Consider the following 26,026-nt stretch of genomic DNA (forward strand, 5'->3'; position numbering starts at 1 on the left):
GATGGCGAGACGAATACGAGGACTGGCTGCGGCGGCAGCCGACCAGCCGTTGGAGCCGTGGGAGTTCGAGCGGCGCGACTTGCGGCCCGACGACGTCGCGGTGCGCATCGCCTACTGCGGTGTCTGCCATACCGATCTGCACGCCTGGCACGGAGAACCCAGCTACGGCAACCTCTTTCCGCTCGTTCCCGGCCACGAGTTCGTCGGCGAGGTCGCCGCGATCGGTGCCGACGTACGTGACTTCACCGTCGGCGACGCGGTTGCGGTCGGCAACATCGTCGACTCCTGCGGAGTGTGCGACATGTGCGTGGGCGGGCACGAGCAGTTCTGCGTCGAGTTTCCCACCCTGACCTATGGCGGCGTCGACAGCCGCGACGGTAGCACCACCTACGGCGGCTACTCGACGGAGTACGTGGTGACCGAGAAGTTCGTCTACCACCTTCCCGACGGTCTCGATCCCGCCGGCGTCGCGCCGCTGATGTGCGCCGGCGTGACGGTGTGGGAACCGCTGGAGCAGTGGAAGATCGGGCCGGGAACGTCGGTCGGCGTCGTCGGTCTGGGCGGCCTCGGCCATCTCGCCGTCAAGTTCGCCGTCGCCCTCGGCGCCGAGGTCGATCTCTTCACGACGTCACCCGGGAAGGCCGACGCCGCACGGCGGCTCGGTGTGCGCCGGGTGGTCGTGTCCACCGACGAGGACCAGATGGCGGAGGCCCGAGGCACGTACGACTTCATCATCGACACGGTGGCCGTGGCGCATGATCTGTCCGGGTACTCGCTCGCGTTGAGGTTCGGCGGCACGCTGTGCATGGTCGGCGCGCTGGACGAGACGTCGATCAATCCGCTGACGATGCTCGGCCGCAACCTCACCGTCGCAGGTGGCGGAGGGCGGCCGGCCACCCAGCGGATGCTCGAATTCTGCGGAAAGCACGGCATCACCGCCGACGTCGAGGTGCTGCCGGCGTCCGCCGTCGGTGACGCCTTCGACCGCCTGGCCCGCAACGACGTCGAGTTCCGCTTCAGCCTGGACATGACCGGGTTGTAGTGCGCAAACCGGGTGATCCGGTGACTGCTACTTGTATCTTGATAGTCACTGTCAGGTGACCTCGAGGAGCGACGATGGCCGAGCTGAACGAGCGCGAGAGCGAAGCCCTGCAGTCGTACCGGAGATACGTCCTGCAACGCGAGCGTTGCGTGACGGGGGAGGCGCCGTGGTCGACCATCGGCGCCTGGTTCACCGAGGACGCGGTCTTCATCGATCCGGCATGGGGTCGGGTCCAGGGTCGCGACGAGATCACCCGGTACCTCGACCACTCGATGGCCGGCTTCGGAGGATGGACCTTCCCCGAGGAGTGGACGATGGTCGACGGCGACCGGCTGGTGACCTACTGGTGGAACCGTCTACCCGGCCGCCGCGCCGACGGATCGGACTATCAGGCACCCGCGTTCTCCCTGCTCCACTACGCGGGTGACGGCCTCTTCGACTACGAGCTGGACGTGCTGAACATCGCCGAGATCGGCGAACTCATCGTCGAATCCGCGTGGATGCCGGGCCCGGGCATGTCCATCCCCGGTGCGCACCCCGACCGGAACATCACCCCGCCACGCCTCCCGTCGCCGTGAGCGTGGCGGGTCGGCCGCACCGCGTGACATAGACAGTGATCTTGACAGTCACTCTCACATGGGCTTTGAATGACCCATGGCGATTCGAGTGGTGCAGTGGGCGACGGGTGGGGTCGGCAAGGCGGCCATCGAGGCGGTGCTCGCTCACCCCGACCTCGAACTGGCGGGCGCGTGGGTGCACTCGGATGCCAAGAACGGCAAGGACGTCGGCGAACTCGTAGGCCTTGATCCGATCGGCGTCACCGCGACCACCAGCGCGGACGAGATACTCGCGCTCGACGCCGACTGCGTGGTCTACAGCCCACTCCTGCCCAACGAGGACGAGGTGGTCGCCCTTCTCCGATCCGGAAAGAACGTGGTCACTCCCGTGGGTTGGGTCTACCCCGACCTGGCGAACTGTGGCGCCATCCTCGACGCCTGTGCCGAGGGGCGCAGCACGTTGCACGGCACGGGAATCCATCCCGGCGGCATCACCGAGCGGTTCCCGCTGATGGTGTCTGCGCTGACAGCCGGGGTCACCCACGTGCGCTCCGAGGAGTTCAGCGACATCCGTACCTACAACGCGCCCGACGTCGTGCGGCACATCATGGGCTTCGGCGTGACGCCCGAGGAGGCGATGGCGGGTCCCATCGTCGGTCTGCTGGGCGCCGGCTTCAAGGCCTCGGTGCGGATGATCGTGACGGAGATGGGATTCGACGTCGACCCCGAACTCGACACGGTGCAGGAGGTCGCCGTCGCGACCGAACCGATCGACACGCCGGTCGGCATCATCGAGCCGGGTCAGGTGGCTGCTCGGAAGTTCCATTGGCGCGCGCTCGTGGACGGCACCCCGGTCGTGACCGCGAGCGTCAACTGGTTCATGGGCGAGGAGCACTTCGACCCCGCGTGGGGCTTCGGGCCGGAGGGCGAGCGATTCGAGATCGAGATCAGCGGTGAACCCGACGTCAAGCTCACCTTCAAGGGCCTGCAGCCCGACACCATCGAGGAGGGGCTGATCCGCAACCCCGGCATCGTGGTCACCGCCAATCACTGTGTCAGCGCGATCCCTTACGTGGTCGCGGCCGAGCCGGGCATCAAGACCTACCTCGACCTGCCCCTGCTGGCCGGCCGTGCGGCGCCGCAATTCGGGCGGGGTCGTACGACGTGATCCTCGACGACTTCCGACTCGACGGCCGCGTCGCGGTCGTCACCGGTGGCGGCCAGGGGATCGGTCGCGGCATCGCCATCGGACTCGCGGAGGCCGGCGCACGCGTCGTGGTCGGCGCGCGCACCAAGGCCGACCTCGACGAGGTGGTCGCTCAGATCGAAGCGGTCGGAGGCAGCGCGACGGCCGTCGTGACCGACGTCCTCGTCGACGAGGATCGGCGCCGCCTCGTGGAATCCGCTGTCGAGCAGTACGGCCGCCTCGACGTCCTGATCAACAACGCGGGCGGTACCGGCCCGCGGCCCGCGATGGCGACCTCGGAGCGGTTCTTCGACATGGCGATGAAGTTCAACGTGACCTCGCCGTTCCTGATGAGTCAGCTCGCCGCGCAGGCGATGGTGGACACCGCGGGCAGCGGCGCGATCGTCAACGTCTCCTCGCGTGCGTCCGACATGGTGCTCGGCGCATTCACTGCCTACGGAGCCGGTAAGGCCGCTCTCAATCAGATGACCCGGAACCTCGCCGGCGAGTTCGCGCCGCTGGTGCGGGTGAACGGGATCATCGTCGGCGGCGTCGCCACCCAGGGCCTCGAGGTCGTGCTGACCAACGACGAGTTGCGTGCCCAGTTCGTGGCCAACACCCCGATGGGCCGACCGGGGACCCCGCGGGACATCGCCTGTGCCGCCCTCTATTTGGCCTCACCGGCCTCGGCATGGGTGACCGGCAAGCTGCTCCACGTCGACGGTGGCTGCGAACGCCCCGCGATGGACGTGCCCGTTCCGCGGTTGCGGCCCAGTTCCTGACAGTGGTCAGGTGCGCCGACGCCGACGGGGGGTCGGACCCGCGAGTCCGCGACTGACCTGATCGAGGGCTTGCGCGGTGAGCGCGTGCAAGGACTCGCTCTGGCCGTACGTCAGCCACCACTCGTAGGCGTACTCGACGGCGGCGACGGCGCTGCGAACCAGGACGCCGGCCCGCATGTCTGATGCGACGTCCGCGTCCTTCAGGCGAGCCGCGACCGCGTCGATCAGTTCATCGGACTCGTCGCGGCTCAGCAGGGAGGCGCGGCGTAGTTCTACCGGGGCCGATGCCATTGCGCGCCGCCATAACTCGAGCGTTTCGTCATCGTCCACGAACTGCGATGTGCGGGCGAGGATGGCCGCAGCCAACGAGTCGGCGACGTCCTCGTCGACGGGCCGCATGCGGAAGTTGGCGACGATCCGAGCCCGTCCCCGCTCCGTCGCTCCCAGAAGGAGGTGGTCCTTGCTCGGGACGTGCCGGAAGAAAGTGCTCGGCGAGATGCCGACCTCGCCCGCGATCGCCTCAGTCGTGACGTTGTCGAAACCCTCTGCGGCGAAGAGTCGTAGCGCGGCCTGCTGGATCTCGGCTCGCAATGCGACGCGTTGCCGCTCGCGCAGCGGCAGTGGAGCGGGAGCAGCGTCTTTCGGGGTGATGGGCACGCTCACCTCGCTTCCGTCGGTCCGGCTCCCAGATGAGTCTTCTGATCACGAGAGTCTCTGTCAACGTGACAGCGAGAGCGACGGCCTTCGGCCTGCGGCCCGCTGGCTACGACGTCGCAAAGCTCACGCCGCGCGGCGGGTGGCGACGCGGAACCGGACGACGTCCGTGTACCGGAGGTCGGTGGTGATGCGTCCGGGTAGTGGTGGTGCGTGTGAGTGGTGGGTGGCGCCGGTGGGTGTGGTGAGTTCGGTTGTGTGCTGGCCGTTTTCGTCGGTCTGGGTGCTGGTGCGCCAGCCGGGTGCTTCCTTGGTGTAGTTGCAGGCTTCGCAGAGGCCTTGGCCGTTGGTGGCGGTGGTGGGGCCGCCGCGGGCGGCGGGGGTGATGTGGTCGTGGTGGCGGATGGGGGCGTTGCAGTACGGGGTGCGGCAGGTGTCGTCGCGCAGGTCGATGAACTTCCCCAGTGCGGTGGGGAAGTGGCGGGCGCGGGATTCCATCGCGACCAGTGCCCCGCTACTCGGGTGGCGGTAGAGCCGGCGTAGGGCGGCGGTGGAGCGCCGGTCGTCGATGGCGTCTTTGATCAAGTGTCGGGCGACGGCGGCGGGGACGGGTCCGTGGCCGGGAATCCAGGCGGGTTCGGTGTCCCCGCCGAGCAGGGTCTCGTCGGTGATGACCAGGTCGACGGTGACGGGGACGGGGACGTCGGCGGGGCGCCCGGTGATGCGTTCGACGAGGGTGTCGGCCATGACCTGACCACGTCCCCGGCCGTCACCACACATGTCGGCTTCGCGTTTGAGGGCGGCGTAGACCGACACGCCCTGGGTGAGGGGGAGCAGGGCGGTGGCCCAGACCATGCCGTCGGCGGCGGGCCGGATCCAGAACCCGCGCTCGCCGGGTGCCTTCTTCGCCCGGTCGACGACGGCGTGCGGGTCGAGGCGGTAGGCGATCTTCTTGGCCTCGGCGGCGATCCGCGTGTCGCCCTTGCCCGCCAACGCCGCCACATCGCCGCACATCTCTCGGTCCAGGGTGCGGCGGTCCTCGACGTCGAGGCAGGCGGATTCGCGAACGATGAGGGTGCACCGCCACTCCGACAGCGCGCCCTGCTCCAGGGCTGCGAGGGTGCAGGGCATTTCGTGGATCAGGGCGCGGGCGAATCCGAGGTGGCGGCCGCCCATGGTGGGGGAGTCGTGGCGGGCCAGTGCGATCTCCGAGGCCAACCCCTTGCCGCGTTTGTGGGCGGGGACGCCGCGGTCGGCTTCGGCGGAACGTCGCATGCCGTCGAGGGCGGCGGTCATGCGGGCCTGCGCGGCGGCGGCGGTGCACTTGAACTTTTCGAGGGCTTCGATGCGCTCGATCAGGCCGGCTTCGTCCACCGTGGTGGGGTCGAAGTCCCAGCATGTCGAACATGTGTTCGATTCTACATCGGAAGTCCGACACGCGCCCCCGCAACGACGACGCGGGCGAGGTTCCCGGAGGAACCCCGCCCGCACGGTAGTCGAGAGGACTAGATGGTCGAGTTGTCGATCACGAAGCGGTAGCGCACGTCGCTCGCGAGCATCCGCTCGTAGGCCTCGTTCACGTAGGACGCGTCGATGACCTCGATCTCCGGGGTGACGTCGTGCTCGGCGCAGAAGTCCAGCATCTCCTGGGTCTGCGCGATGCCGCCGATCAACGAACCCGAGAGGCTCCGGCGTCCGAAGATCAATGCGCCCGCGGGCACCGGCATCGGCTTCTCGGGCATGCCGAGTTCGACGAGCGTGCCGTCGAGCTTCAGCAGACCGAGGTAGTCGGACATGTCGAGGTTCGCCGACACGGTGTTGATGATGAGGTCGAACGATCCGCGCAGCTTCTTGAAGGTGTCGGTGTCGCTCGTCGCGTAGTACTCGGACGCGCCGAGGCGGAGGCCGTCCTCCATCTTCTTGAGCGACTGGCTCAGAACTGCGACCTCGGCGCCCAGCGCCTTGGCGATCTTGACCGCGAGGTGACCGAGGCCGCCGAGGCCGATCACGGCGACGCGCTTGCCCGGGCCCGCGCCCCAGTGGCGCAGCGGCGAGTAGGTGGTGATGCCTGCGCACAGCAGCGGCGCGGCCTTGTCCAGCGGGATCGAATCCGGGATGCGCATGACGTAGTTCTCGTCGACGACGATGGCGTCGCTGTAGCCGCCCTGGGTGGGCTTGCCGTCGCGGCCGATCGCGTTGTAGGTGCCAATCATGCCGGGGTTGGTGCAGTACTGCTCCTCGCCCGACTTGCAGTTGTCGCACTCGCGGCAGGAGTCGACGAAACAGCCGACGCCGACGTGGTCGCCGACGGCGTACTTGGTGACGTCGGAGCCCACCTCTGTGACGACGCCGGCGATCTCGTGGCCGGGGACGATCGGGTAGGTGACGTCGCCCCACTCACCGCTGACGGTGTGAAGGTCGGAGTGGCAGATGCCGGCGAACTTGATGTCGATGGCCACCTCGGCCGGTCCGACGTCGCGGCGCTCGACGGTGGTGCGCGTCAAGGGTGCGTCGGAGCCCCAGGGGGCGGTGGCGGCGTATGCGTTAACGGTCGTGGTCATGTCTTCTACGTGCCTCTTCGCTTCCATCTTCAAACGGGATCTTCGCCACACTGTTAGCGAAGGTAATGAAATAGGGCGCAGCATCGAGCCCCGTACGTCTTTCAACGGCAGGTTGCAGGCGTTTTAGTCCCGCAACCACATTCTCGCTCGTTCCTGCTGGTCGCGCGCGTCGGCGGCTACAAACCGGGCGCGCGCAGCGACGCGTTGAAACTCAGCTTCTCGTACGACACGAGTCCCGCCACGGTGTACGGATCGGCGGCGATGAGGTCGTCTGCGGTGTCAGAATCGACGTCACCGGTGATCAGGACGCCGCCGGTGCCCGTCTCCCGGCGCCCGGCGAGGATCAGCCGTCCCGCCGCGATCTCTTCTCCGATCCAGGCGACGTGCGCCGGCCGCGTCTGATCGACGACGTCGAGGGGCTGTAGATAGGTCAGCACGAGAGCGTGGAACACACCGCCACGCTAGCCCGGCACCACGAACCCGACCGAATACCTGTCACATGACAGACACACCCGTCGCGCGTTGTTAACGAGGCCCCCGGGATCGGTTACACGCGGGCAACCACGAAGGCCCGGGAAACCCGAAAACTATCGAGTGACAGAAATCGATTGCACGGGAAGCGGAGGTGTCGTGACCAGCGATGTGACCAGCCAGTCGGCGACCGCCACCACGGCGGGCGCCAAGGCTCATGCGCGCGCTCAGCACGGACTCGTCGCCGACGAGATGCGGCACGTGCCCGCGACGACGAGCCCGACCGTGCCGCCCGGTGTCCCGAGTGACGTGCTCACGTGGTCGGAAACGATTGCCGCAGGCGGCTATTCGACGGCCGTGCTGGCCCGCGGCACTCGAATTCGACTGACCGACGTCGACGGTGACGCCTGCGCCCACCTGATGCTGCACCGCGCCGACGCACCCCACGAACGGCTCAACGTCGCCGACACGGTCAAGGTCCCGTGGCAGGCGTACCTCGGCGCCGGACATCCGCTGCTCAGCGGCTTCGGCCGCGTGCTGGCGACCGTCGTGGCCGACACCTCCACCGCGCACGACGCCCTCGCCGGCACCACCACCCGGTCGGGCAACGAGGCCAGGTACGGCGCCGCGGAGCCGGAGTCACCCGCACCGGCGGGACGCGAACTCCTCCTGCTGGGCGCGCTCAAGCACGGCCTGGGACGACGCGACCTCCCCGGGACGGTGTCCTTCTTCAAGGGCGTCCGCGTCGACGCCGACGGGGCCCTGCGCTGGACCGGGTCCGCCGGACCGGGTGGCACGGTCGACCTCCTCCTGCACGTCGACGCCGTCGTCCTGCTCGCGAACACCGCCCACCCCCTGGATCCGCGACCGGAGTTCACCTGCTCACCGCTGCGGGTCCACGCCTGGCCCGCCCCCGCGGACCTCGACCAGCTGATTGCGGGTGACCTCGTCGGTCCGCTCGGGCCCGAACACCTTCAGGCCGTGGCGAACACCGACGCCGACCTCGCGGCCCGGGGCGCACTGTGACCGCGCTCGCCGAGGGGCCGGTGATGCTCGACGAGCACGTTGCCGCCCGCGCTCCGTGGTCGACCGTGGTGGTCGCCGGTGACGTGCTCACGATCGTCGACCTGCACGGCAACCAGGCGGTGGACTGCCTGCTCTACGCCGCGGCCGACACCTCGGTGCGCTACTCCGCGCAGGAGACGATCGCGCGGCAGGGCCGGATCGCGCTCACCACGGGCTCGGTGCTGCGTGCCGACACCGGCGAGGCGCTGATGACCGTCGTCGACGACGAGGTCGGCGTGCACGACACGCTCGGCGGCGCCTGCTCGAAGGAGTCGAACACGCTGCGCTACGGCCAGCACACCCGCGCTCAGCACGGCTGCATGGAGAACTTCCTCATCGAGGGTGCGAGACACGGTCTCGGCGCGCGCGACCTCGCGAGCAACATCAACTGGTTCATGAACGTCCCTGTCGACCCCGACGGCGCGCTCGGCATCGTCGACGGACTGTCCGGCCCCGGCAAGCGCGTCGCCCTGCGGGCCGACGTCGACACCCTGGTGCTGGTGTCGAACTGTCCACAGATCAACAACCCGTGCAACGCCTTCGATCCCACCCCCGTGCGCATGATCGTGACCCGACCGGGCGCGCCCACGTGACCGCGACGGTGCTCGTCGCCAACCGCGGCGAGATCGCCGTGCGGTTGGTGCGCGCCGCCCACGTGCTGGGGTTGCGGACGGTGGCGGTGTTCTCCGACGCCGACCGCGGCGCACCCCACGTCCGCCTCGCCGACGACGCCGTCCGGCTGGGTCCGGCCGCACCGAGCGAGAGCTACCTGCGCGCCGACGCCATCGTCGAGGCCGCCCTCGCGACCGGTGCCGACATGATCCACCCCGGCTACGGATTCCTCTCCGAGGACGCCGATTTCGCCGAGGCCGTCGAGCGCGCCGGCCTGACCTTCGTCGGTCCGACCGCACACCAGCTCCGCGTGTTCGGCACCAAGCACACCGCCCGCGCGGCGGCGATCGCCGCGGGCGTCCCGGTGTTCGCGGGTTCGGACCTGCTCGACGGCGCCGACGACGCCGTCGCCGCAGCGCACCTCATCGGCTATCCCGTGATGCTCAAGGCCACCGGCGGCGGCGGCGGCATCGGCATGCAGGTCTGCCGCTCGGCCGACGACCTGCGCGCCGCCTTCGACCGCGTCACGCGCCTCGCCGAGCGCAGTTTCGGTTCCGCCGGGGTGTTCGTCGAACGATTCGTCGAACGAGCCCGCCACGTCGAGGTGCAGATCTTCGGCGACGGGACCGGCCGCGTCGTCTCGCTCGGCGACCGCGACTGCTCACTGCAGCGCCGCAACCAGAAGGTGATCGAGGAAGCACCTGCACCCGCACTGCCCGACGGCGTTCGCGCGCAGCTGCATTCGTCGTCGCGCGCGCTGGCGGAGTCGGTCGCCTACCGTTCCGCGGGCACCGTCGAGTTCGTGTACGACGCGCGTCGCGGCGAGGCGTCGTTCCTGGAGGTCAACGCGCGGCTGCAGGTCGAGCACCCGGTGACCGAGGCCGTGACCGGCGTCGACCTCGCGGGCTGGATGTTCCGGCTCGCCTGCGGCGAGAGCGACCTGCTGGCCGGCCATCCCGGCGGTGCGGTCCCCGTCGTCGGCCACGCCGTCGAAGCTCGGATCTACGCCGAGGACCCGTCCCGCGACTACCGGCCGAGCACCGGCACGCTCACGGCGGTGACGTTACCGTCGGGCGACGCGGTGCGCGTCGACACGTGGGTGGAGGAGGGCACCGAGGTATCGGCGTCCTATGATCCGCTGCTCGCCAAGGTGATCACCGTGGGCGCCGACCGAGACGGGGCACTGGACGCCCTGGGTGACGCCCTGGACGAAACGGTGCTGCAGGGCATCGAGGTGAACGTCGGAATGCTGCGCGCCGCCATGAATCTGCCCGACGTGCGCGCGGTGACGCACAGCACGGCCACCCTCGCCGACGTCGTCGACCCGCGGCCGCGGATCACCGTGGAACGCCCCGGTCTGCTCACGACCGTCCAGGATTGGCCCGGCCGTATCGGCATGTGGGACGTCGGCGTCCCCCCCAGCGGGCCGATGGACGATCTGTCGTTCCGGCTCGGCAACCGTGCGCTGGGCAACCGCGAGGGCTCGCCGGGTCTGGAGTGCACGGCGTCGGGACCCTCGCTGCGCGTGACGCATCCGACCACGTTCTGCATCACCGGGGCTGACTGCGTCGTCACGGTGGACGGTGCGCCCGTGCCGATGTGGGAACCCATCGACGTCCCCGCGGGTGGACTGCTCGACGTCGGAGCCGCCGAGACGTCGGGCCTGCGGACCTACGTGCTGGTCGCGGGCGGCCTCGACGTGCCGAAGTATCTCGGCAGCGCATCGACGTTCACCCTCGGGCGCTTCGGCGGCCACGGCGGCCGTCAGCTCGTGGTCGGCGATGTCCTGCGCGCCGCAACGGATGTCGACGGGGGCCGCGCCGCCATCCCCGTCACGACGAGACCCGCGATGCCGTCGGAGTGGGAACTCGCCGTCACCGAGGGACCGCACGGCGCCCCGGAGTTCTTCACCCGCGCCGACGTGGAGACGCTCTACGACGCCCGCTACCGCGTGCACTTCAACTCCGCGCGCACCGGCGTGCGCCTCGAGGGTCCACGACCCGAATGGGCGCGACCCGACGGCGGAGAGGCGGGGCTGCACCCCTCCAACATCCACGACACCGCGTACTCGGTGGGCGCGCTCGACTTCACCGGCGACACACCGATCCTGCTCGGACCCGACGGACCGAGCCTCGGCGGCTTCACCTGCCCGGTCACCGTCGTCGGATCCGACCGGTGGAAGCTCGGACAGCTGCGTCCCGGCGACACGGTGCGGTTCGTGCCGATCCGCGCCGCCGACGCGCCGTCACGCAGCACCCTCGAAACATCCCGCGCCGCATCGCCGTTCGTACCGCGTTCCGGTGGCGACGGCGACGACGGCGTACTCGGTCGTCGGTCGAGCGCGGGTGCACCCGACGTCACCTACCGGCGCAACGGCGACGACAACGTGCTGATCGAGTACGGCGACATGGTGCTCGACCTCGCGCTGCGCGCCCGCGTGCACGCCCTGCACCAGCGGCTGCGTTCGGCGCTCGTCGACGGAACGGTCATGGGCATCCTCGATCTGACGCCCGGCATCCGCTCGCTGCAGGTGCACGTCGACCCGGACCGGTTGCCGATCCACCGGCTGCTCGGCCTGCTGTCGGACCTGGAGGACGAGCTTCCGGCCACGTCCGAATTGGTGGTCCCGAGCCGCTCGGTCCGGCTCCCGCTGTCCTGGGACGACCCGGCGACGCGCGAGGCCATCGCGCGGTACACCTCGGGCGTGCGCGACGACGCCCCGTGGTGCCCGTCGAACATCGAATTCATCCGGCGCATCAACGGTCTGGAGTCGCAGGCGGACGTGATGGACGTCGTGTTCGCCGCCGAGTACCTGACCCTCGGACTCGGGGACGTCTACCTCGGCGCCCCGGTGGCCACCCCGCTCGATCCGCGGCACCGCCTGGTCACCACCAAGTACAACCCGGCCCGCACGTGGACCGCGGAGAACTCGGTGGGGATCGGTGGCGCCTACCTGTGCATCTACGGCATGGAGGGGCCCGGCGGCTATCAGTTCGTCGGCCGCACCACTCAGGTATGGAGCCGCTACCGGCACAGCCCGCCGTTCGAGCCCGGGACGCCGTGGCTGCTGCGCTTCTTCGACCGCATCTCCTGGTACCCCGTGTCGGCCGAGGAGTTGCTGGACCTGCGAGCCGATCTCGCGGCGGGCCGGGGGTCGGTGGACGTCACCGACGGCACCTTCTCACTGGCCGACCACGAACGGTTCCTGGCCGCGAACGCGACGTCGATCGCGGAGTTCCGCGCTCGGCAGGGCGCGGCGTTCGGTGCCGAGCGTGCCGCCTGGGCCGCGGCAGGCGAGTTCGATCGCGCCGAACGTGCTCAGGCGCAGGCTGTTCCGATGACGTCCGACCTCGAACTCCGTGACGGTGAGCAGCGGGTGGACGCGCCGTTCGCGTCCAGCGTCTGGCGCGTCGACGTGGAGGTGGGCGACGACGTCGTGGCCGGGCAGCCACTGCTGGCATTGGAGGCCATGAAGATGGAGACCGTGCTGACCGCCCCGGCCGACGGCACGGTGGCGCGGGTCCTGGTCCGGGCGGGCAACCAGGTCGACCCGGGGGCGCCGCTGGTGGTCGTCGGACCGCCCACCGCCGAGGTCACCGGGATCCCCGCGTGAGCGCCGTCGACCGGGTGCGCGCCACCTACGCCGCGATCGACGCTGCGGACCGGCCGGAGATCTGGATCTTCCTGCGTCCGTTGGCCGACGCGCTCGTCGACGCGCAGGCAGTCGACGCCGCGGTTGCCGCCGGCGAGCACCGTCCGCTCGCCGGACTGACGTCCGCGGTGAAGAACAACGTCGACGTGGCAGGACTGCCCACCACCGCGGGCTGTCCCTCGTATGCCACGACGCCCGCGACCGCGGACGCCACCGCCGTCGATCGGCTGCGACGCGCGGGCGCGGTCGTCGTCGGCGCCACGAACCTCGACCAGTTCGCCACCGGTCTGGTGGGCACGCGTAGTCCCCATGGCGCCGTACGGGACGCCCGGCGTCCCGACCGCATCTCCGGCGGATCCAGCGCGGGATCCGCCGTGGCCGTAGCGCTCGGCCTCGTCGACGTCGCCATCGGGACCGACACCGCCGGATCGGGCCGCGTGCCCGCGGCACTGCAGGGCATCGTCGGCATCAAGCCGACGTACGGCGTCGTCTCCACCGACGGCGTCGTGCCCGCCTGCCGCTCGTACGACTGCGTGACGATCTTCGCGCGCGACCTGGACACCGCGGACGTGGCGATGGGAGTGATGGCCGGCGGCGCCGGCACCCGCCCGTTCCCTCCGACTGCGCCGCTGGCCGCGCCGGAGGTGCCGGTGGTCGCCGTCCCGCGCGACCTGCCCGCGCTCTCGGACACCTGGCGCGCCGCGTTCCGCACGGCCCGGGACAGGCTCGCCGACCGAGGAGCGACCCTGCGCGAGATCGACCTCGGCCCCTTCCTCGACGCCGCACGACTGCTCTACGACGGTGGACTGGTGGCCGAGAGACACGATGCCGTGGGCGAATTCGTCGACGGGCACCGCGACGACGTCGACCCGACGGTGGGTTCGATCATCGCGGCCGCAGGGGCGGTGTCCGCGACCACGCTGCTTCGCGATCGCCGCAGGCTCGCCGATCTCGCGGCCATCGCGCTCGCCCAACTCGACGGCTGCGACGCACTGCTGATCCCGACCACCACGGGACACCCCACCATCGCCGAGGTCGACGCCGACCCCATCGCCGCGAACTCCCGGCTCGGCGTCTACACCAACTTCTGCAACCTGATGGACCTCTGCGCGGTCGCCGTGCCGTCGAGCACCGCAGGCGACGACCAGTTCGGGGTGACGGTGGTGGCGCGCTCCGGAGCCGACGCCGTCGCGCTCGACGTCGCACGGCTGGTCACGGAACCCGTGCCGTCCGTGGCCGCGCCGGGGGCTGCGAGTGCCGCCGCCCCGCCCGCACCCTGGCCCACGCGCGCAGGCCATTCCGCGACCCTACTGATGGTGGTCGGGGCGCACCTGCGTGGTCAACCGCTGGCGTGGCAGCTCACCGATCGCGGCGCCCGATGGGTCGGGCCGGCACGCACCGCGCCCCTGTACCGGTTCGCCCGGCTCGACACGGCGCCACCCAAGCCGGGACTGATGCGGGTCGGGCCCGAGGACGGCACGTCGATCGGCGGCGAACTGTGGCTGGTCGGCACCGCAATGCTGGGCGAGTTCCTGGCCGCACTACCGTCCCCGATGGCACTGGGCCGGGTGACGCTCGAGGACGGCTCGGAGGTGGTCGGGTTCGGCTGCGCCCTCGACGCCTGGCGCGACGGGGCCGACATCTCGCACTTCGGGGACTGGCCCGCCTACCTGGCGGATCAGGCGTCGGACGCCTCGCGGGTGTAGCGCTCCACCTCGCGCAGGCTGCGCTCCCGCAGCGCGGGGGTGACGTCGTCGGGGATGCCGAGCACCCGCAGGCATGCGTCGGCCACGTGGATGGGCAACTCCGCGCGTTCGGGGCCGTTCGGCGCCGTCCACATGTTCACCAACGACTCGACGAGGCGGAACGGAAGATCCGCGGCCGCCTGATGCACGCCCGTCTGGTCGACCACCGCGCTGCTCAGCGCGAGGTAGTGCAGACGCAGGCGCTCACGGTCCGACCAGAAGGGCTCCAGTCCGGCGTCGCGCAGTTCCGGGAGCAGGTACAGCGCGCCGAGGTTCCACTGACCCGACAGCAGCTGGTCGCCGTCGAAGGTCGCCAGCGCGTGCAGGTGCTCGGCGGCGGTCAGGGCCGGCTCCGCACCGAGCAGCGTAGGAATGAATGCCATTGTGGGAGTGACGGTCTGGCTCAACAGGGCGCAGAGGATGTCGTCCTTGGTCTTGAAGTAGTGGTAGAGCGACGCCTGTCGGACCCCGACCGATTCCGCGATCGACCGCGTCGACGTGCGGGTGTATCCCAGCGTGGTGAACAATTCGCCTGCGGCGTCGAGGATCTCGTCGCGTGCGGTCGTGCCCGGGCGCCGCTGGGTGTGCAGTCTGGGACGCCCGGCCCGGGTCAGCGACATTCACCCATCGTGGACCATCGACGCCCCGATGGGAAAGCTCCCTCCTTTCTGTCACACGACAGAAACGCGCGATACGCATCGGTTACGTGGGTCGTCAATTGGTTACGCCAGCGACACCCACCGCGCCGTCGCCCCGGGAAAACTGTCAACTGACAGGCCAGCGGACGGCGTCGTTCAGCGCAGGCAACCGAACTCACCCCCGGGAGTGCTCGATGGGCATCGCCGTTTCCGCAGTCGACGCGCCCGCCGTGGCGGCCGCTGCGGTGCCGCCGATCTCCGATCCCGTGGCGACCGTCGCCGATCTGCGGGTCACGTTCCGCCGCGACGGTCGCGACGTCCACGCGCTGCGAGGGGTGTCGCTGGACGTGGCGCCGGGGGAGATCCTCGGCCTGGTCGGCGAATCGGGATCCGGCAAGAGCGTGCTGGGCTTCACGATGCTCGGCCTGCTGCCCTCGAGCGCCCGGGTGGACGGCACCGTGTCGGTGGTCGGCTCCGACATGGTGGACGGCGACGCCAAGGCGCAGCGCAAGGTCCGCCGCCTCGATCTGGGCGCGGTGTTCCAGGACCCGATGACATCGCTGAACCCGACCATGCGCATCGGCAGGCAGGTCGCCGAGGCGGCAGGCAGCGACGCCGAGGCGCTGCGTCTGCTCACCGCCGTCGGCATCCCCGACCCGAAGCGCCGGATGCGCGCCTTCCCGCACGAACTCTCCGGCGGGCTGCGCCAACGCGTGATGATCGCCATCGCCATCGCCGGCGATCCCGAACTGATCATCGCCGACGAGCCGACCACCGCCCTGGACGTCACGGTTCAGGCGCAGGTGCTCCGGTTGCTGCAGCGGCTGCGCGACGAGATCGGTTGCAGCATCGTGCTGATCACCCACGACCTCGGCGTCGCCGCCCAGATCTCCGATCGCATCGCCGTGCTCTACGCAGGGCGCATCGCCGAGATCGGCCCCACCGCCGAGGTCCTCGGTAGTTCCGCGCACCCCTACACCCACGGCCTCCTACGATCGCGGCTGACGCTGGACACGGCGCGCGATCGCAAGTTGGCCGCGCTCGCGGGGTCGGTCCCCAGCGCGGTGACCCCGCTACCCGGCTGCGCGTTCGTGCCGCGCTGCGCGCTCGCCACCGACGACTGCGCCACCGCGCCACCGGCACCCGTCCCGGTCGGGCCCGCCCGGGTCAGCGCCTGCATCCGCCCGCTGGACACGGTGGCCGATCGCCTCGGTGCGGCGTCGACCACGACGGACGAGCCCTACCCCGAGTCGAAGCGGGCCGAACAGCCGCCGTCGGTCGTCCTTCGGGACGTCACGAAGTCCTTCACGGTGGCCCGTCGCTGGCTCGACCGCTCGGGCACCGACGGCAAGCTGCAGGCCCTGCGCGGTGTGACGCTGCGGGTGGGACACGGCGAGTCGGTGGCGCTGGTCGGCGAGAGCGGATCGGGCAAGTCGACGCTGCTGCGGGTCATCGCCGGACTCGAAAAACCGACGTCGGGAACCGTCGAACTCGCCGCGGGCGAGCGCCCGCAGATGGTGTTCCAGGACGCCGGGGCCTCCCTCACCCCGTGGCTCTCGGTGGGCGAACTGATCGCCGAACGCCTGCGCCGCACGTCGATGTCGCGCAGCGAACGCAGGGCCGCCGTCATCGAGGTGCTCGAGCGGGTGGGGTTGCCCGCGGAGATCGCGAAGTCGCGCGCCGGCCAACTCTCCGGCGGTCAGCGCCAACGTGTCTCGCTGGCGCGGGCGACGGTGGTCCCGCCCTCGGTCCTGCTGTGCGACGAGCCGACCAGCGCGCTCGACGTCTCGCTCGCCGCGTCGGTGCTCAACCTGATCGGCGACCTCCGCCGCAGCCTCGACATGTCCGTCGTCTTCGTCACCCACGATCTCTCGGTGGCCCGCGTGGTCGCTGACCGCATCGCGGTGATGTACCTCGGCCGCATCGTGGAGGTCGGGCCCGCCGAGCGCGTGATCGGCGACCCCGCCCACCCGTACACGCAGGCCCTCGTCGACTCGATCCCCGACATCGGACGCGAATCCCGCATCCTGGCGGGCGAACCCGCCAGCCCACTGTCGCCCCCGGCCGGCTGCGCCTTCCACCCGCGCTGCCCGATCGCCGTCGACGCCTGCGGCGGTGCGGATCTCGACGTCCGGCTCGAAGGCATCCCGGCCAACCCGCACCAGGTGGCCTGCATCGAACGGAGGGCCGTCTAGATGGCGATTGCACTACCCGCCGCCCCCCTGCTGCGCCGCCGCGCGGGGCGACGCGTGCTGGCGCTGCCCGAGTCGACGTCCGCGTTAGTGAACTGGGTGGGCTTCTCGCTGGTGATCCTGGTGACGCTGATCGCCGTCGCGGTACCCCTGATCGCCCCCCACGACCCGCTGCTGCCCGTGGGCATGCCGCTGCAGGCGCCCGGCAAGGACGGCTTCCTGCTCGGATCCGACAGCATCGGCCGCGACATCCTGTCCCGTGTCCTCTACGGTGCGCGCTCCAGCTGGTTCGCCGCACTCGCGGTGGTGGCGATCGGTCTGCTGTTCGGCGGTCTCGTCGGGCTCGTCGCGGGCACCGTCGGCGGCTGGGTCGACACCGTGCTGATGCGCATCACCGACGCCTTCCTGTCCCTTCCCGCACCGGTTCTCGCGATCGCGGTGGTCGCCGCGCTCGGTCCGAGCTTCCTGCACACCCTGATCGCCGTGTCGATCGTCTGGTGGCCCTTCTACGCCCGGCTGGTGCGTGGCGAGATCGTTCGGCTGGCCGCCCGTCCCCACGTGGAGGCCGCCCGCCTGGCCGGCGTCAGCCGAACGCGGCTCGCCGGCCGGCACCTGCTCCCCGGTGCGGTGCCCAACGCCGTCGTCGCGGCGAGCCTAGACATCGGCACGCTGATCCTGACCCTGGCGGCCCTGTCGTTCCTCGGCCTCGGTGCCGCGGCACCCGCGCCGGAACTGGGCGCCGACTCCGCGCGCAACCTGAGCTACTTCCTGCAGCAGTGGTGGATCCCCGTGATGCCGGGTCTCGGCGTGCTGGTGCTCGCACTGATCGGGAACGTCGCGGGGGACTGCCTGCGGAATCTCATGAAGGGGAGCGGCCGATGAGCGCCTGCGCGAAGAGGAGAGGGCGGGCATGAAGACCTTCGTGGCGACCCGACTGGGCGCGATGCTGGCGATCCTCGTCGCACTCACGGGCGTGATGTTCGTCCTGCAGCACATCTCCCCGCTCGATCCGGTGAAGGCGCAGCTGGGCGCGCAGGCCTCCGCCGAGGCGGTCGCGGCGCGGCGGGAGGCCCTCGGCCTCAACGAGCCGATGCTCACCCAGTTCTGGAACTACCTGACCGGCGCCGTGAGCGGCGACCTGGGCACGTCGTACCGCACCCGGCACTCGGTGCTGAGCGACCTCGGCGACTTCTTCCCCGCCACATTGGAACTCGCGATGTTCGGACTGGCGATCGCGATCCTGCTGGCCGTCCTGCTCGCCTTCAGCACGACACTGCGGTGGCGCGGCGCGAGCATCCTGCGGGCGGTGCTGTTCACCGGATCGTCGGCGCCGATGTTCCTCCTCGGCATCCTCGGCCTGATCGTCTTCTACCAGCAGCTGGGCTGGGTGCCGGCCAACGGCCGCAGTGCGATCGCGGATCTCCCGGACGGACCGACGGGGCTGCTGACCGTCGACGGCCTGCTGCACTTCCGCTTCGACGTCGTGGCCGACGCGATCCACCACCTGCTGCTGCCGGGGTTCGTCATCGCGATCGGGCCGGCCGTGGCCATCGGACGGGTGCTGCGCAGCAGCCTGATCGGCGACATGGACAGCGACTACGCCCGCACCGCGCGGGCGAAGGGACTCTCGGAGGGCCGCATCATGGCGGGCCACATCCTGCGCAACTCGGTCGGTGCCGCCCTGTCGATGACGGGATTGCAGGTGGGCCTGATGTTCTCGGGCGTCCTCGTCGTCGAGCAGGTGTTCGGCTGGCCGGGCATCGGGCAGTACATCGCGCAGAGCATCCCCGTCGCCGACTTCCCGGCCATCGCCGGCGTCACGCTGATGCTCGGCGCCCTCTACGTGTTCATCAACACGGCGGTCGACCTGCTCCAGGCGGCCGCTGATGCACGCATCGCAGTCACAGGAGGATAAGTGCCGAAACAACCGCTCATCGTGGGCAACCCCGTTCTGGTGGTCGTCGACATGCAGGAAGCCGGTGACATGCCCGCCGAGGAGGTCGGCATCGAGCACATGCCGGGGTACGACGGACGAATCGAGCGGGCCCAGAGCCTGATCGAAGCGGCACGGGCTGCGGAACTGCCGATCGTGTTCTTCCAGGAGGTCCACCGGCCCAGCGGCATCGACTTCGGGCGTGAACTCGACGGCGTGGAGGGCGAACACTGCGTGGACGGGCGGCCCGGCACGCCGCTGCACCCGGCGCTGCTGCCGAAGTTCGACGGTCCGAACCACGAGTTCCACATCGTCAAGCGTCGCTACTCCGGTTTCATCGGAACAGAATTCGAGATCGTGCTGTCGGGTCTGAAGGCCTCGACGTTGATCCTCGTCGGCGGTCTCACCGACGTCTGCGTGCACTACACCTTCGCCGACGCACACCAGCGCGACTTCTACGTCCGCGTCGTGACCGACTGCGTGGGTGGCTCGACGCAGTACCGCCACGATGCGGCACTGGACGCGATGGAGTACCTGCAGACCGGTGCGATGCGGACCACCGACGAGATCCTCGAGGCGTTCCGGTCCCTCACCGCCCCCGTCCTCCAAGGAGCCACCCGATGATCCGTCGCCTCAGAACCCTCGCCGCGGCGGGGGCCGTCGCCGCGTTGGCGCTCACCGCCTGCGGTGGTGCGGATTCCGGCGGCGGCACGCCGAACGCCGCGCCGACCGACAAGGTGCTGCACGTGTCGTTCCTGCAGGACCCGGGACAGCCGCCGGACCCCGACATCTTCTACGCCGGCCAGGGGCTGCTGCTCACCACCAACCTCTACGAGGGGCTGCTGCAGTACAAGGGCGGCACCGAGAAACCCGAGATCGAGCCGCTGCTGGCCACCGAGTGGACCGAGTCACCCGATCACCGGGTGTTCACGTTCAAGCTGCGCCAGGGCGTCACCTTCCACGACGGCACGCCGTTCACCTCCGCGGCGATCAAGGCCTCCTTCGACCGTCGCGTGGCGGTCGACCAGGGCCCGGCCTACATGGTCAAGGACGTCGAATCGGTGACGACGCAGGGTGACTACGACGCGACCATCACCCTCAAGGCGCCCAACTCGGCGTTCCTCGACTACATCGCCTCGCCCTACGGTCCGCGGATGGTCAGCCCCGAGGGGCTGAAGAAGAACGCCGGCGGTGACAACGCGCAGGGGTACCTCACCAACCACGACCTCGGCACCGGTCCGTACACGCTGACCGCGGCCGAGGTGGGCTCGCGCTACGCGCTGGCGTCCTACCCGCAGTACTGGGGTGACAAGCCCTACTTCGAGAAGGTCGAGATCCCCGTGATCACCGACGTCTCCGCCCAGCAGTTGCAGTTCAACAACGGGCAGATCGCCGCGATCATGCACGACCTGCCGTCCTCTGCCGTCGAGCAGTACCTGAACGACGACAAGTTCGCGCACTACTCACTGCCGACGATGATGTCGAACTACCTGTACCTGAACCCGCACAAGGGGATGATGACCGACGTCGCCAAGCGCAACGCGGTGATGCAGGCCATCGACGTCGACGCCCTGGTCAAGCAGACCTACTTCGGCCGCGGCAAGAAGGCCGAGCAGGTCTACCCGCCGAACATGATGGCGGCGGAGTTCGCCAAGCAGAACGTCACCCACGATCCGTCGGTGCTGTCCGGACTCGCCGCGAGTCTGCCCGCGGACCAGAAGTCGATCACCATCGGCTACGACTCGTCCAACCCGGACAACCAGTTGATCAGCAACCTGATCCAGACCCAGCTCGCCGCAGCAGGTCTCACCGCCAAGGTGCAGAGCTACCCGACCTCGGAGATCTACGGCTGGATCGGCACCGACGGGCAGTCCGCGCCCGAGATCTTCTCCGCCACCGCGTGGCCGGATGCCCCGTCGCCCTACACCTGGGGGCACATCTCGTTCGACCCGGACGGCGGCCTCAACTACCTCGGCTGCTCGGCGCCACCCGTGACCGCCGCACTCGCCGAGGGATTGAACACCGGCGAGCCGCAACCCTTCTCGACCGCCGCGGAGGAAGCCACCAAGACCGGCTGCTGGCTCAACATGGCCGACGTCGACGACTTCGTCGTCGCCCAGCCGTGGCTGAAGGGCGTCGAGCAGGCCCACGTCGTCACCAACCCGAACTCGCTGCGGCTGTTCGAACTGTCGGCAGGCTGATGGCGACCCTGGTCCACCGCAGCGGCGTGCGCCGCATCGTCCTGCTCACCCTGGGGTGGGAGGACCTCCCGAAGGCGGTGTCGGTGCACGGTGCACCCGCCGGTGAGACGATGCGCGAGCCGGTCCCGGGCGTGCTGCTGCAGACCGACGGCGGGTGGGTACTGCTCGACACCGGATTCAACACCGCACTGATCCGCGACCCGTACCTCCGTCGGCGGTACTACCCGAGCGTGGAGTACCAGCCGGTGCTGCCCGGACCCGGGGAACCGATCGAGGAGTCGCTGGCCGAGATCGGCGTCGACGTCGACGACATCCACCTGGTCGCGGTGTCCCACCTGCACACCGACCACGCCGGCGGGCTCAAGCTGTTCGCCGGCAAGGTGCCCGTGCACGCGCAGCGCCGCGAACTCGAGTACGGCCTGTCGAATCACCCGGAACCGGAGAAGCACGCCATCTTCCGTGTGGACTTCGACGATCCGGCCATCGACTGGCAGCTCGCCGACGGCGAATCGGAGGTCGCGCCCGGCATCACGGCGGTACCGACCTACGGACACACCCCGGGCCACCAGAGCTTCGTGGTCCAGCTCGACGAGTCGGTGACCGGCGAGGACGGACCGGACGGCCCGGACGGCTACGTCTTCGCGTTCGACGCCGCCGACCTGACCGAGAACATCGAGCACGAGAGGGCGATCGGCGGATTCATCGACGTGCAACCCGAGGAGACGATCGAGCCGATCCGCAGGCTGAAGAAGCTGGCCGCCGACAAGGGCTACCCGCTGATCCCCGGCCACGACCCACACGTGTGGCCGGAGATGACCACCCACTTCCACGACCGGTTCGGGGCCTGAGTGGATCTGGTGCTGCGCGCCAGGCGCGTACTGCTCGACGGTGAGGTGCGGGCGGCGTCCGTCGCGGTCGCGGAGGGCGTCGTCGTCGAGATCGGGCCCCTCGACTCTCCACGCCTCGCCCACGTCGAGGTGGAACTGCCGGACGAGGTGGTGCTGCTGCCCGGCTTCGTCGACACCCACGTGCACGTCGACGATCCCGGCACCGACTGGGAGGGGTTCGCGACCGCCACCGCCGCCGCGGCGGCGGGCGGCATCACCACCCTGGTGGACATGCCGCTCGACTCGGTGCCTGTCACCACCACCGTCGCCGCGCTGGAGGCGAAACGCCGCTCCGCGCAGGGCAACTGCCACGTCGACGTCGCGTTCTGGGGCGGCGTGGTGCCCGGCAACGTCGGTGCCCTCGCGCCGCTGGCCGACGCGGGCGTGCGGGGCTTCAAGTGCTTCCTCACCGACTCGGGCAACCCGGACTTCCCCCGTCTGCGTCCGGGGGAGTTCCGCGCGGCGATGGCAGAGGTCGCCGATCTCGGGTCGGTCCTCCTGGTGCACGCCGAGAGTCACCGCGTGATCGAGGCGAGTCCACCGCCGAGAGGCACCGACTACGCGTCGTTCCTGCGGTCCCGACCGGACGCCGCCGAGGAGGACGCCGTCGCCCTCGTGATCGACGCGGCCCGGGACACCGGCGCACGGGTGCACGTCGTCCACGTCTCGAGCGCGAACGTATTGCCCGCGCTCGCGGCGGCCAAGCGCGCCGGGGTGTCGATCACCGCCGAGACCTGCCCGCACTATCTCGCCTTCACGGCCGAGGAGGTCCCCGACGGCGGCGTCGAGTACGCGGCGTGCCCACCCATCCGGACGGCGGCGAATCGCGACCTGCTGTGGGCCGGCCTGCGCGACGGCACCCTCGACCTGGTGGTGTCCGATCACTCGCCGTGCGCGCCGGACCTCAAGGGCGACGTTGACTTCGGCGCGGTGTTCGGCGGGATCAGCTCGCTGCAGGTGAGCCCGCGGGCGACGTGGACGGAGGCGTCGGCGCGCGGCGTCGGGCTGGCGGAGCTGAGCCGCTGGACCTCCGAGCGGCCCGCGGCCCTCGCCGGATTCACCGACCGCGGCCGGATCGCGGTGGGGATGCGCGCCGACCTCTGCGCCTTCGACCCCGACGCAGAGGAGACGGTGCACGCGGCGGCACTGCACCACCGGCATCCCGTCAGTCCGTACGACGGCGTCGTCCTGCGCGGCGCGGTGCACGGGACCTGGGTGGCGGGCGCAGCCGTGTACGCCCGGATGGGGCAACCGGCGGGGAGCGTGCCGTGACGGACGTGGACTTGGCGTCTCGAGCGTTGGGCGGCAGCGTGATCGCCGCGAGCGACGAGTCGTTCGGGGTCAAGGAGCGGCTGATCGATCCCGCCGAACCGGCGTTCGTGCCGGGTACCTACGACCTGCGCGGCGAGGTGGTCGACGGGTGGGAGACCCGCAGGCACGCCGGCGTCGACGGCGACTGGGCGATCATCAGGCTGGGCGCCCCGGGCCGGATCCGCTCGGTCGACGTCGACACCCGCTTCTTCTCCGGCAACCACCCGACGGCCTGCCGCGTCGACGCGTGCGTGCTCGCGCCGACGGCGGACGCGACGGCCACGGGTGTCGCGTGGACCGGTCTGGTCGACGAGACGGTGCTGAAGGCCGACTCACACAACGCGCTGACGGTGTCCGACCGACGACGGTGGACGCACGTGCGGCTGCGGCTCTCGTCCGACGGCGGCGTCGCACGGCTGCGCGTCCACGGCGAGGTGATCCCCGACCCCCGGGCGTGGGCCGACCTCACCGTCGAGGTGTCGGGCCTGGAGCAGGGCGGCCGCGTCGAATGGTGCAGCGACGGCTTCTACTCCGACGCGGGAGCGCTCATCGCGCCCGGCCGTCCGGCGAACATGGGCGACGGCTGGGAGACCCGGAGGCGCCGCGACGTCGGACCGGACACCCATGACGCGGTCCTGATCTCGTTCGCCGCCGCCGCCGACCTCCGGCGCATCGAGGTCGACACGTCCTACTTCGTGTTCAACGCCTCTCCGGAGGTCTCGGTCCTCGGCAGCAGGGGCGGCCCCGACGGCGACCACGGCTGGGCGCTGGTCCCGTTCGACGTCGACGTGCTGCCCCGCACGCGGCTGGCCACCGATGCGCGGCAGGTGTTCACCGTCGACGTGCGCGGCGTCACCGCCCTACGGGTGCAGGCCTACCCCGACGGCGGCATCGCGCGGATACGGGCGCTCGGCATCCCGACACCCGACGGGTGGACCCGGCTGCGCACGCGGTGGGAGGAGGCGTCGTGACGTCGGTCGTGGCTGCGGACTGCACCGGACTCTGGCGACGCACGCTGCTCGTCGGCGCCGACGGCTCCCGGGACACCAGCACCGGCGTGCGGTGGCTGCAGGGCCCGACGGCATACGTGGACTCGCGTGGTTTCGCGGGCAGGCTGCACCAGCGCGGTGACGTCTTCGAGTGGCACCGGGACGTCGAGATCGAGCCGCCGGGACCGCATCCCGACGCCGGTGCGATGCACTGGGACGGCGACGTCCTCGTCGAGACGGGGGTGCACGAGGACTACGTCGAGCACTGGCAGCGCGTCCCGGGTCCGACGACGCCGTGCGGCGCGATGTTCGTACGCGGCCCCGACGGCAGTCGCGGCCTGGTCGTGCGTTCCGGTCGGCTCTTCGGCTGGGCAGGAGGCGGGGCGGTCGTCATCGACGACGTCGGCAGCCCGCGCTGGGCCGATCTTCGCTTCGCGGACAACCAGATTCGGGCCAATGGCGTGCGCTGGATCATCGACGAGTACGAAGGGACGGTCAATCAATGAGCGGCGTAACCTCTTTCACCACGGTGCCGATCGTGGACATCAGCGGGCTCCGGTCGACCGACCGCGCAGAACGGGAGCGCGTGGCGGCGGAGATCGGCCGTGCGGCCCGCGAGGTGGGCTTCCTGTACGTCAGCGGCTCCGGCGTCGACGACGCGCTGTTCGATCGCATGCTCGATGCCACCACGGCGTTCTTCGCCCTCCCGCTGGAGGAGAAGATGCGCAGCTACATCGGGCTGTCGAGGTGCCACCGCGGGTACGTGCCGGTGGGCGAGGAGGGCGTCGAACACGGCACGCCCGACCTCAAGGAGGCGTTCGACACCGCGCTGGACCTGCCCGCCGACGACCCCGACCACCTCGCGGGCAATCCGATGCTCGGTCCCAACGCGTGGCCGGATCTGCCGGGGTTCGCCGACGCCGTCACCGCGTACTACGACGCCGTCCTCGAGGTGGGCGGGCGGCTGCTGTGGGCGTTCGCGGTCGCGCTCGGCGAGGACCCCGACGTGTTCTCCCGGCACGCCACCAAGACGCCCAGCCAACTGCGGCTCGTGCACTACCCCTACAACCCGGACGCCCAGGACGCCATCGGCATCGGCGCACACACCGACTACGAGTGCTTCACCCTGCTCAAGCCCACCGCACCCGGCCTGGAGGTGATGAACGGCGCAGGGGAGTGGATCGACGTCCCACCCGTCCCGGGGACGTTCGTGGTGAACATCGGCGACCTTCTCGAACTCTGGACCAACGGCACGTTCGTCGCCACCAGCCACCGCGTGCGCAAGGTGGTCGAGGAGCGGTACTCGTTCCCGCTGTTCTTCAACGTGGACTACGACACCGAGGTGAAGCCGCTGCCGCAATTCACCCCGCCCGGCGGATCGATCCGGCCGCCGCTGCGCGCGGGTGAACACCTCTTCGCGCAGACCGCGCAGTCGTTCGCCTACCTGCGCAGCCGCCTCGACAGCGGGGAACTGGTGCTGCCCGACGGGTCGCTGGGGCTCGGGCAGTTCGGTCAGCAGGCGCTGCACGAGGCGGCCGGCTGAGCCGG

General features: G+C 70.3%; 23 protein-coding genes. 18 read left to right on the top strand and 5 right to left on the bottom strand.

Features of this window, described 5'->3' with window-relative positions:
• Position 1 precedes the first annotated feature (1 nt).
• From G6N64_RS15975 to G6N64_RS15990, 4 genes are all read left to right on the top strand, one after another.
• The gene (locus G6N64_RS15975; protein ID WP_163797936.1) at positions 2-1,042 is read left to right on the top strand and encodes an NAD(P)-dependent alcohol dehydrogenase; all 1,041 of its coding nucleotides are present in this window, start codon (positions 2-4) and stop codon (positions 1,040-1,042) included.
• Positions 1,043-1,116: 74 nt separating this feature from the next.
• Positions 1,117-1,620: a nuclear transport factor 2 family protein gene (locus G6N64_RS15980; protein WP_163797937.1), complete on the top strand. Its 504-nt coding sequence runs from the start codon at positions 1,117-1,119 to the stop codon at positions 1,618-1,620.
• Positions 1,621-1,696: 76 nt separating this feature from the next.
• Complete coding sequence (locus G6N64_RS15985; RefSeq protein ID WP_163797938.1) at positions 1,697-2,767, top strand: NAD(P)H-dependent amine dehydrogenase family protein; 1,071 nt, start codon at positions 1,697-1,699, stop codon at positions 2,765-2,767.
• Entirely contained in the window at positions 2,764-3,567 is an 804-nt protein-coding gene (locus G6N64_RS15990; protein ID WP_163797939.1) for a glucose 1-dehydrogenase, read from the top strand. The genes G6N64_RS15985 and G6N64_RS15990 overlap by 4 nt, the downstream gene beginning before the upstream one ends.
• 6 nt (positions 3,568-3,573) lie before the next feature.
• Here the strand turns inward: G6N64_RS15990 and G6N64_RS15995 are convergent, their stop codons facing one another.
• The 4 genes from G6N64_RS15995 to G6N64_RS16010 all read right to left on the bottom strand — a co-directional run bounded on the left by G6N64_RS15995 (position 3,574) and on the right by G6N64_RS16010 (position 7,234).
• Positions 3,574-4,230 (bottom strand): TetR family transcriptional regulator, encoded by a 657-nt coding sequence (locus G6N64_RS15995; protein ID WP_163797940.1) that lies wholly within the window; start codon positions 4,228-4,230, stop codon positions 3,574-3,576.
• 117 nt (positions 4,231-4,347) lie between these two features.
• Positions 4,348-5,595 (bottom strand): HNH endonuclease, encoded by a 1,248-nt coding sequence (locus G6N64_RS16000; RefSeq protein ID WP_246230673.1) that lies wholly within the window; start codon positions 5,593-5,595, stop codon positions 4,348-4,350.
• Positions 5,596-5,726: 131 nt separating this feature from the next.
• Positions 5,727-6,782: an NAD(P)-dependent alcohol dehydrogenase gene (locus G6N64_RS16005; RefSeq protein WP_163797941.1), complete on the bottom strand. Its 1,056-nt coding sequence runs from the start codon at positions 6,780-6,782 to the stop codon at positions 5,727-5,729.
• Positions 6,783-6,958: 176 nt separating this feature from the next.
• Positions 6,959-7,234, bottom strand: a complete 276-nt coding sequence (locus G6N64_RS16010; RefSeq protein WP_163797942.1) for a YciI family protein — start codon at positions 7,232-7,234, stop codon at positions 6,959-6,961.
• A gap of 178 nt (positions 7,235-7,412) precedes the next feature.
• Here G6N64_RS16010 and G6N64_RS16015 point away from each other — a divergent pair, with 178 nt between their 5' ends.
• The 4 genes from G6N64_RS16015 to atzF are packed head-to-tail and all read left to right on the top strand — an operon-like array spanning position 7,413 to position 14,288.
• A complete protein-coding gene (locus G6N64_RS16015) occupies positions 7,413-8,279 on the top strand; it encodes an urea amidolyase associated protein UAAP1 (RefSeq protein WP_174266822.1) in 867 nt (288 codons plus the stop codon).
• Positions 8,280-8,302: 23 nt separating this feature from the next.
• Positions 8,303-8,911 (top strand): urea amidolyase associated protein UAAP2, encoded by a 609-nt coding sequence (locus G6N64_RS16020; protein WP_163801850.1) that lies wholly within the window; start codon positions 8,303-8,305, stop codon positions 8,909-8,911.
• Entirely contained in the window at positions 8,908-12,543 is a 3,636-nt protein-coding gene (gene uca / locus G6N64_RS16025) for an urea carboxylase (RefSeq protein WP_163797944.1), read from the top strand. The genes G6N64_RS16020 and uca overlap by 4 nt, the downstream gene beginning before the upstream one ends.
• Complete coding sequence (gene atzF / locus G6N64_RS16030) at positions 12,540-14,288, top strand: allophanate hydrolase (protein WP_163797945.1); 1,749 nt, start codon at positions 12,540-12,542, stop codon at positions 14,286-14,288. Before uca ends, atzF begins: the two co-directional genes overlap by 4 nt.
• Here the strand turns inward: atzF and G6N64_RS16035 are convergent.
• Entirely contained in the window at positions 14,261-14,947 is a 687-nt protein-coding gene (locus tag G6N64_RS16035; protein ID WP_163797946.1) for a TetR/AcrR family transcriptional regulator, read from the bottom strand. The genes atzF and G6N64_RS16035 overlap by 28 nt on opposite strands.
• A gap of 212 nt (positions 14,948-15,159) precedes the next feature.
• On the opposite strand from G6N64_RS16035, the gene G6N64_RS16040 reads away from it, so the two are divergent.
• Genes G6N64_RS16040 through G6N64_RS16085 form a run of 10 tightly spaced genes read left to right on the top strand, consistent with a single transcriptional unit; the run spans position 15,160 to position 26,021 of the window.
• Positions 15,160-17,160 (top strand): dipeptide ABC transporter ATP-binding protein, encoded by a 2,001-nt coding sequence (locus tag G6N64_RS16040; protein ID WP_163797947.1) that lies wholly within the window; start codon positions 15,160-15,162, stop codon positions 17,158-17,160.
• On the top strand, positions 17,161-18,039 hold the full coding sequence (locus G6N64_RS16045) for an ABC transporter permease (protein ID WP_163797948.1): 879 nt from the start codon (positions 17,161-17,163) through the stop codon (positions 18,037-18,039).
• Positions 18,040-18,067: 28 nt separating this feature from the next.
• Positions 18,068-19,072, top strand: coding sequence for an ABC transporter permease (locus tag G6N64_RS16050; RefSeq protein ID WP_163797949.1), 1,005 nt, complete (start codon positions 18,068-18,070; stop codon positions 19,070-19,072).
• The gene (locus tag G6N64_RS16055; protein ID WP_163797950.1) at positions 19,073-19,714 is read left to right on the top strand and encodes a cysteine hydrolase family protein; all 642 of its coding nucleotides are present in this window, start codon (positions 19,073-19,075) and stop codon (positions 19,712-19,714) included.
• Positions 19,711-21,291, top strand: a complete 1,581-nt coding sequence (locus G6N64_RS16060; protein WP_163797951.1) for an ABC transporter substrate-binding protein — start codon at positions 19,711-19,713, stop codon at positions 21,289-21,291. Before G6N64_RS16055 ends, G6N64_RS16060 begins: the two co-directional genes overlap by 4 nt.
• Complete coding sequence (locus G6N64_RS16065; RefSeq protein ID WP_163797952.1) at positions 21,291-22,139, top strand: N-acyl homoserine lactonase family protein; 849 nt, start codon at positions 21,291-21,293, stop codon at positions 22,137-22,139. Before G6N64_RS16060 ends, G6N64_RS16065 begins: the two co-directional genes overlap by 1 nt.
• Positions 22,140-23,450, top strand: a complete 1,311-nt coding sequence (gene allB / locus G6N64_RS16070) for an allantoinase AllB (RefSeq protein WP_163797953.1) — start codon at positions 22,140-22,142, stop codon at positions 23,448-23,450.
• A complete protein-coding gene (gene alc, locus G6N64_RS16075; RefSeq protein WP_163797954.1) occupies positions 23,447-24,460 on the top strand; it encodes an allantoicase in 1,014 nt (337 codons plus the stop codon). Before allB ends, alc begins: the two co-directional genes overlap by 4 nt.
• Positions 24,457-24,984 carry a hypothetical protein gene (locus G6N64_RS16080; RefSeq protein WP_163797955.1) on the top strand — a complete coding sequence of 176 codons (528 nt, stop codon included), beginning with the start codon at positions 24,457-24,459 and terminating at the stop codon, positions 24,982-24,984. Before alc ends, G6N64_RS16080 begins: the two co-directional genes overlap by 4 nt.
• A complete protein-coding gene (locus tag G6N64_RS16085) occupies positions 24,981-26,021 on the top strand; it encodes an isopenicillin N synthase family dioxygenase (protein ID WP_163797956.1) in 1,041 nt (346 codons plus the stop codon). The genes G6N64_RS16080 and G6N64_RS16085 overlap by 4 nt, the downstream gene beginning before the upstream one ends.
• Positions 26,022-26,026: the final 5 nt, after the last annotated feature.

Origin of the sequence: Mycolicibacterium sediminis (assembly GCF_010731735.1) — a bacterium.
GTDB lineage: Bacteria > Actinomycetota > Actinomycetes > Mycobacteriales > Mycobacteriaceae > Mycobacterium > Mycobacterium sediminis.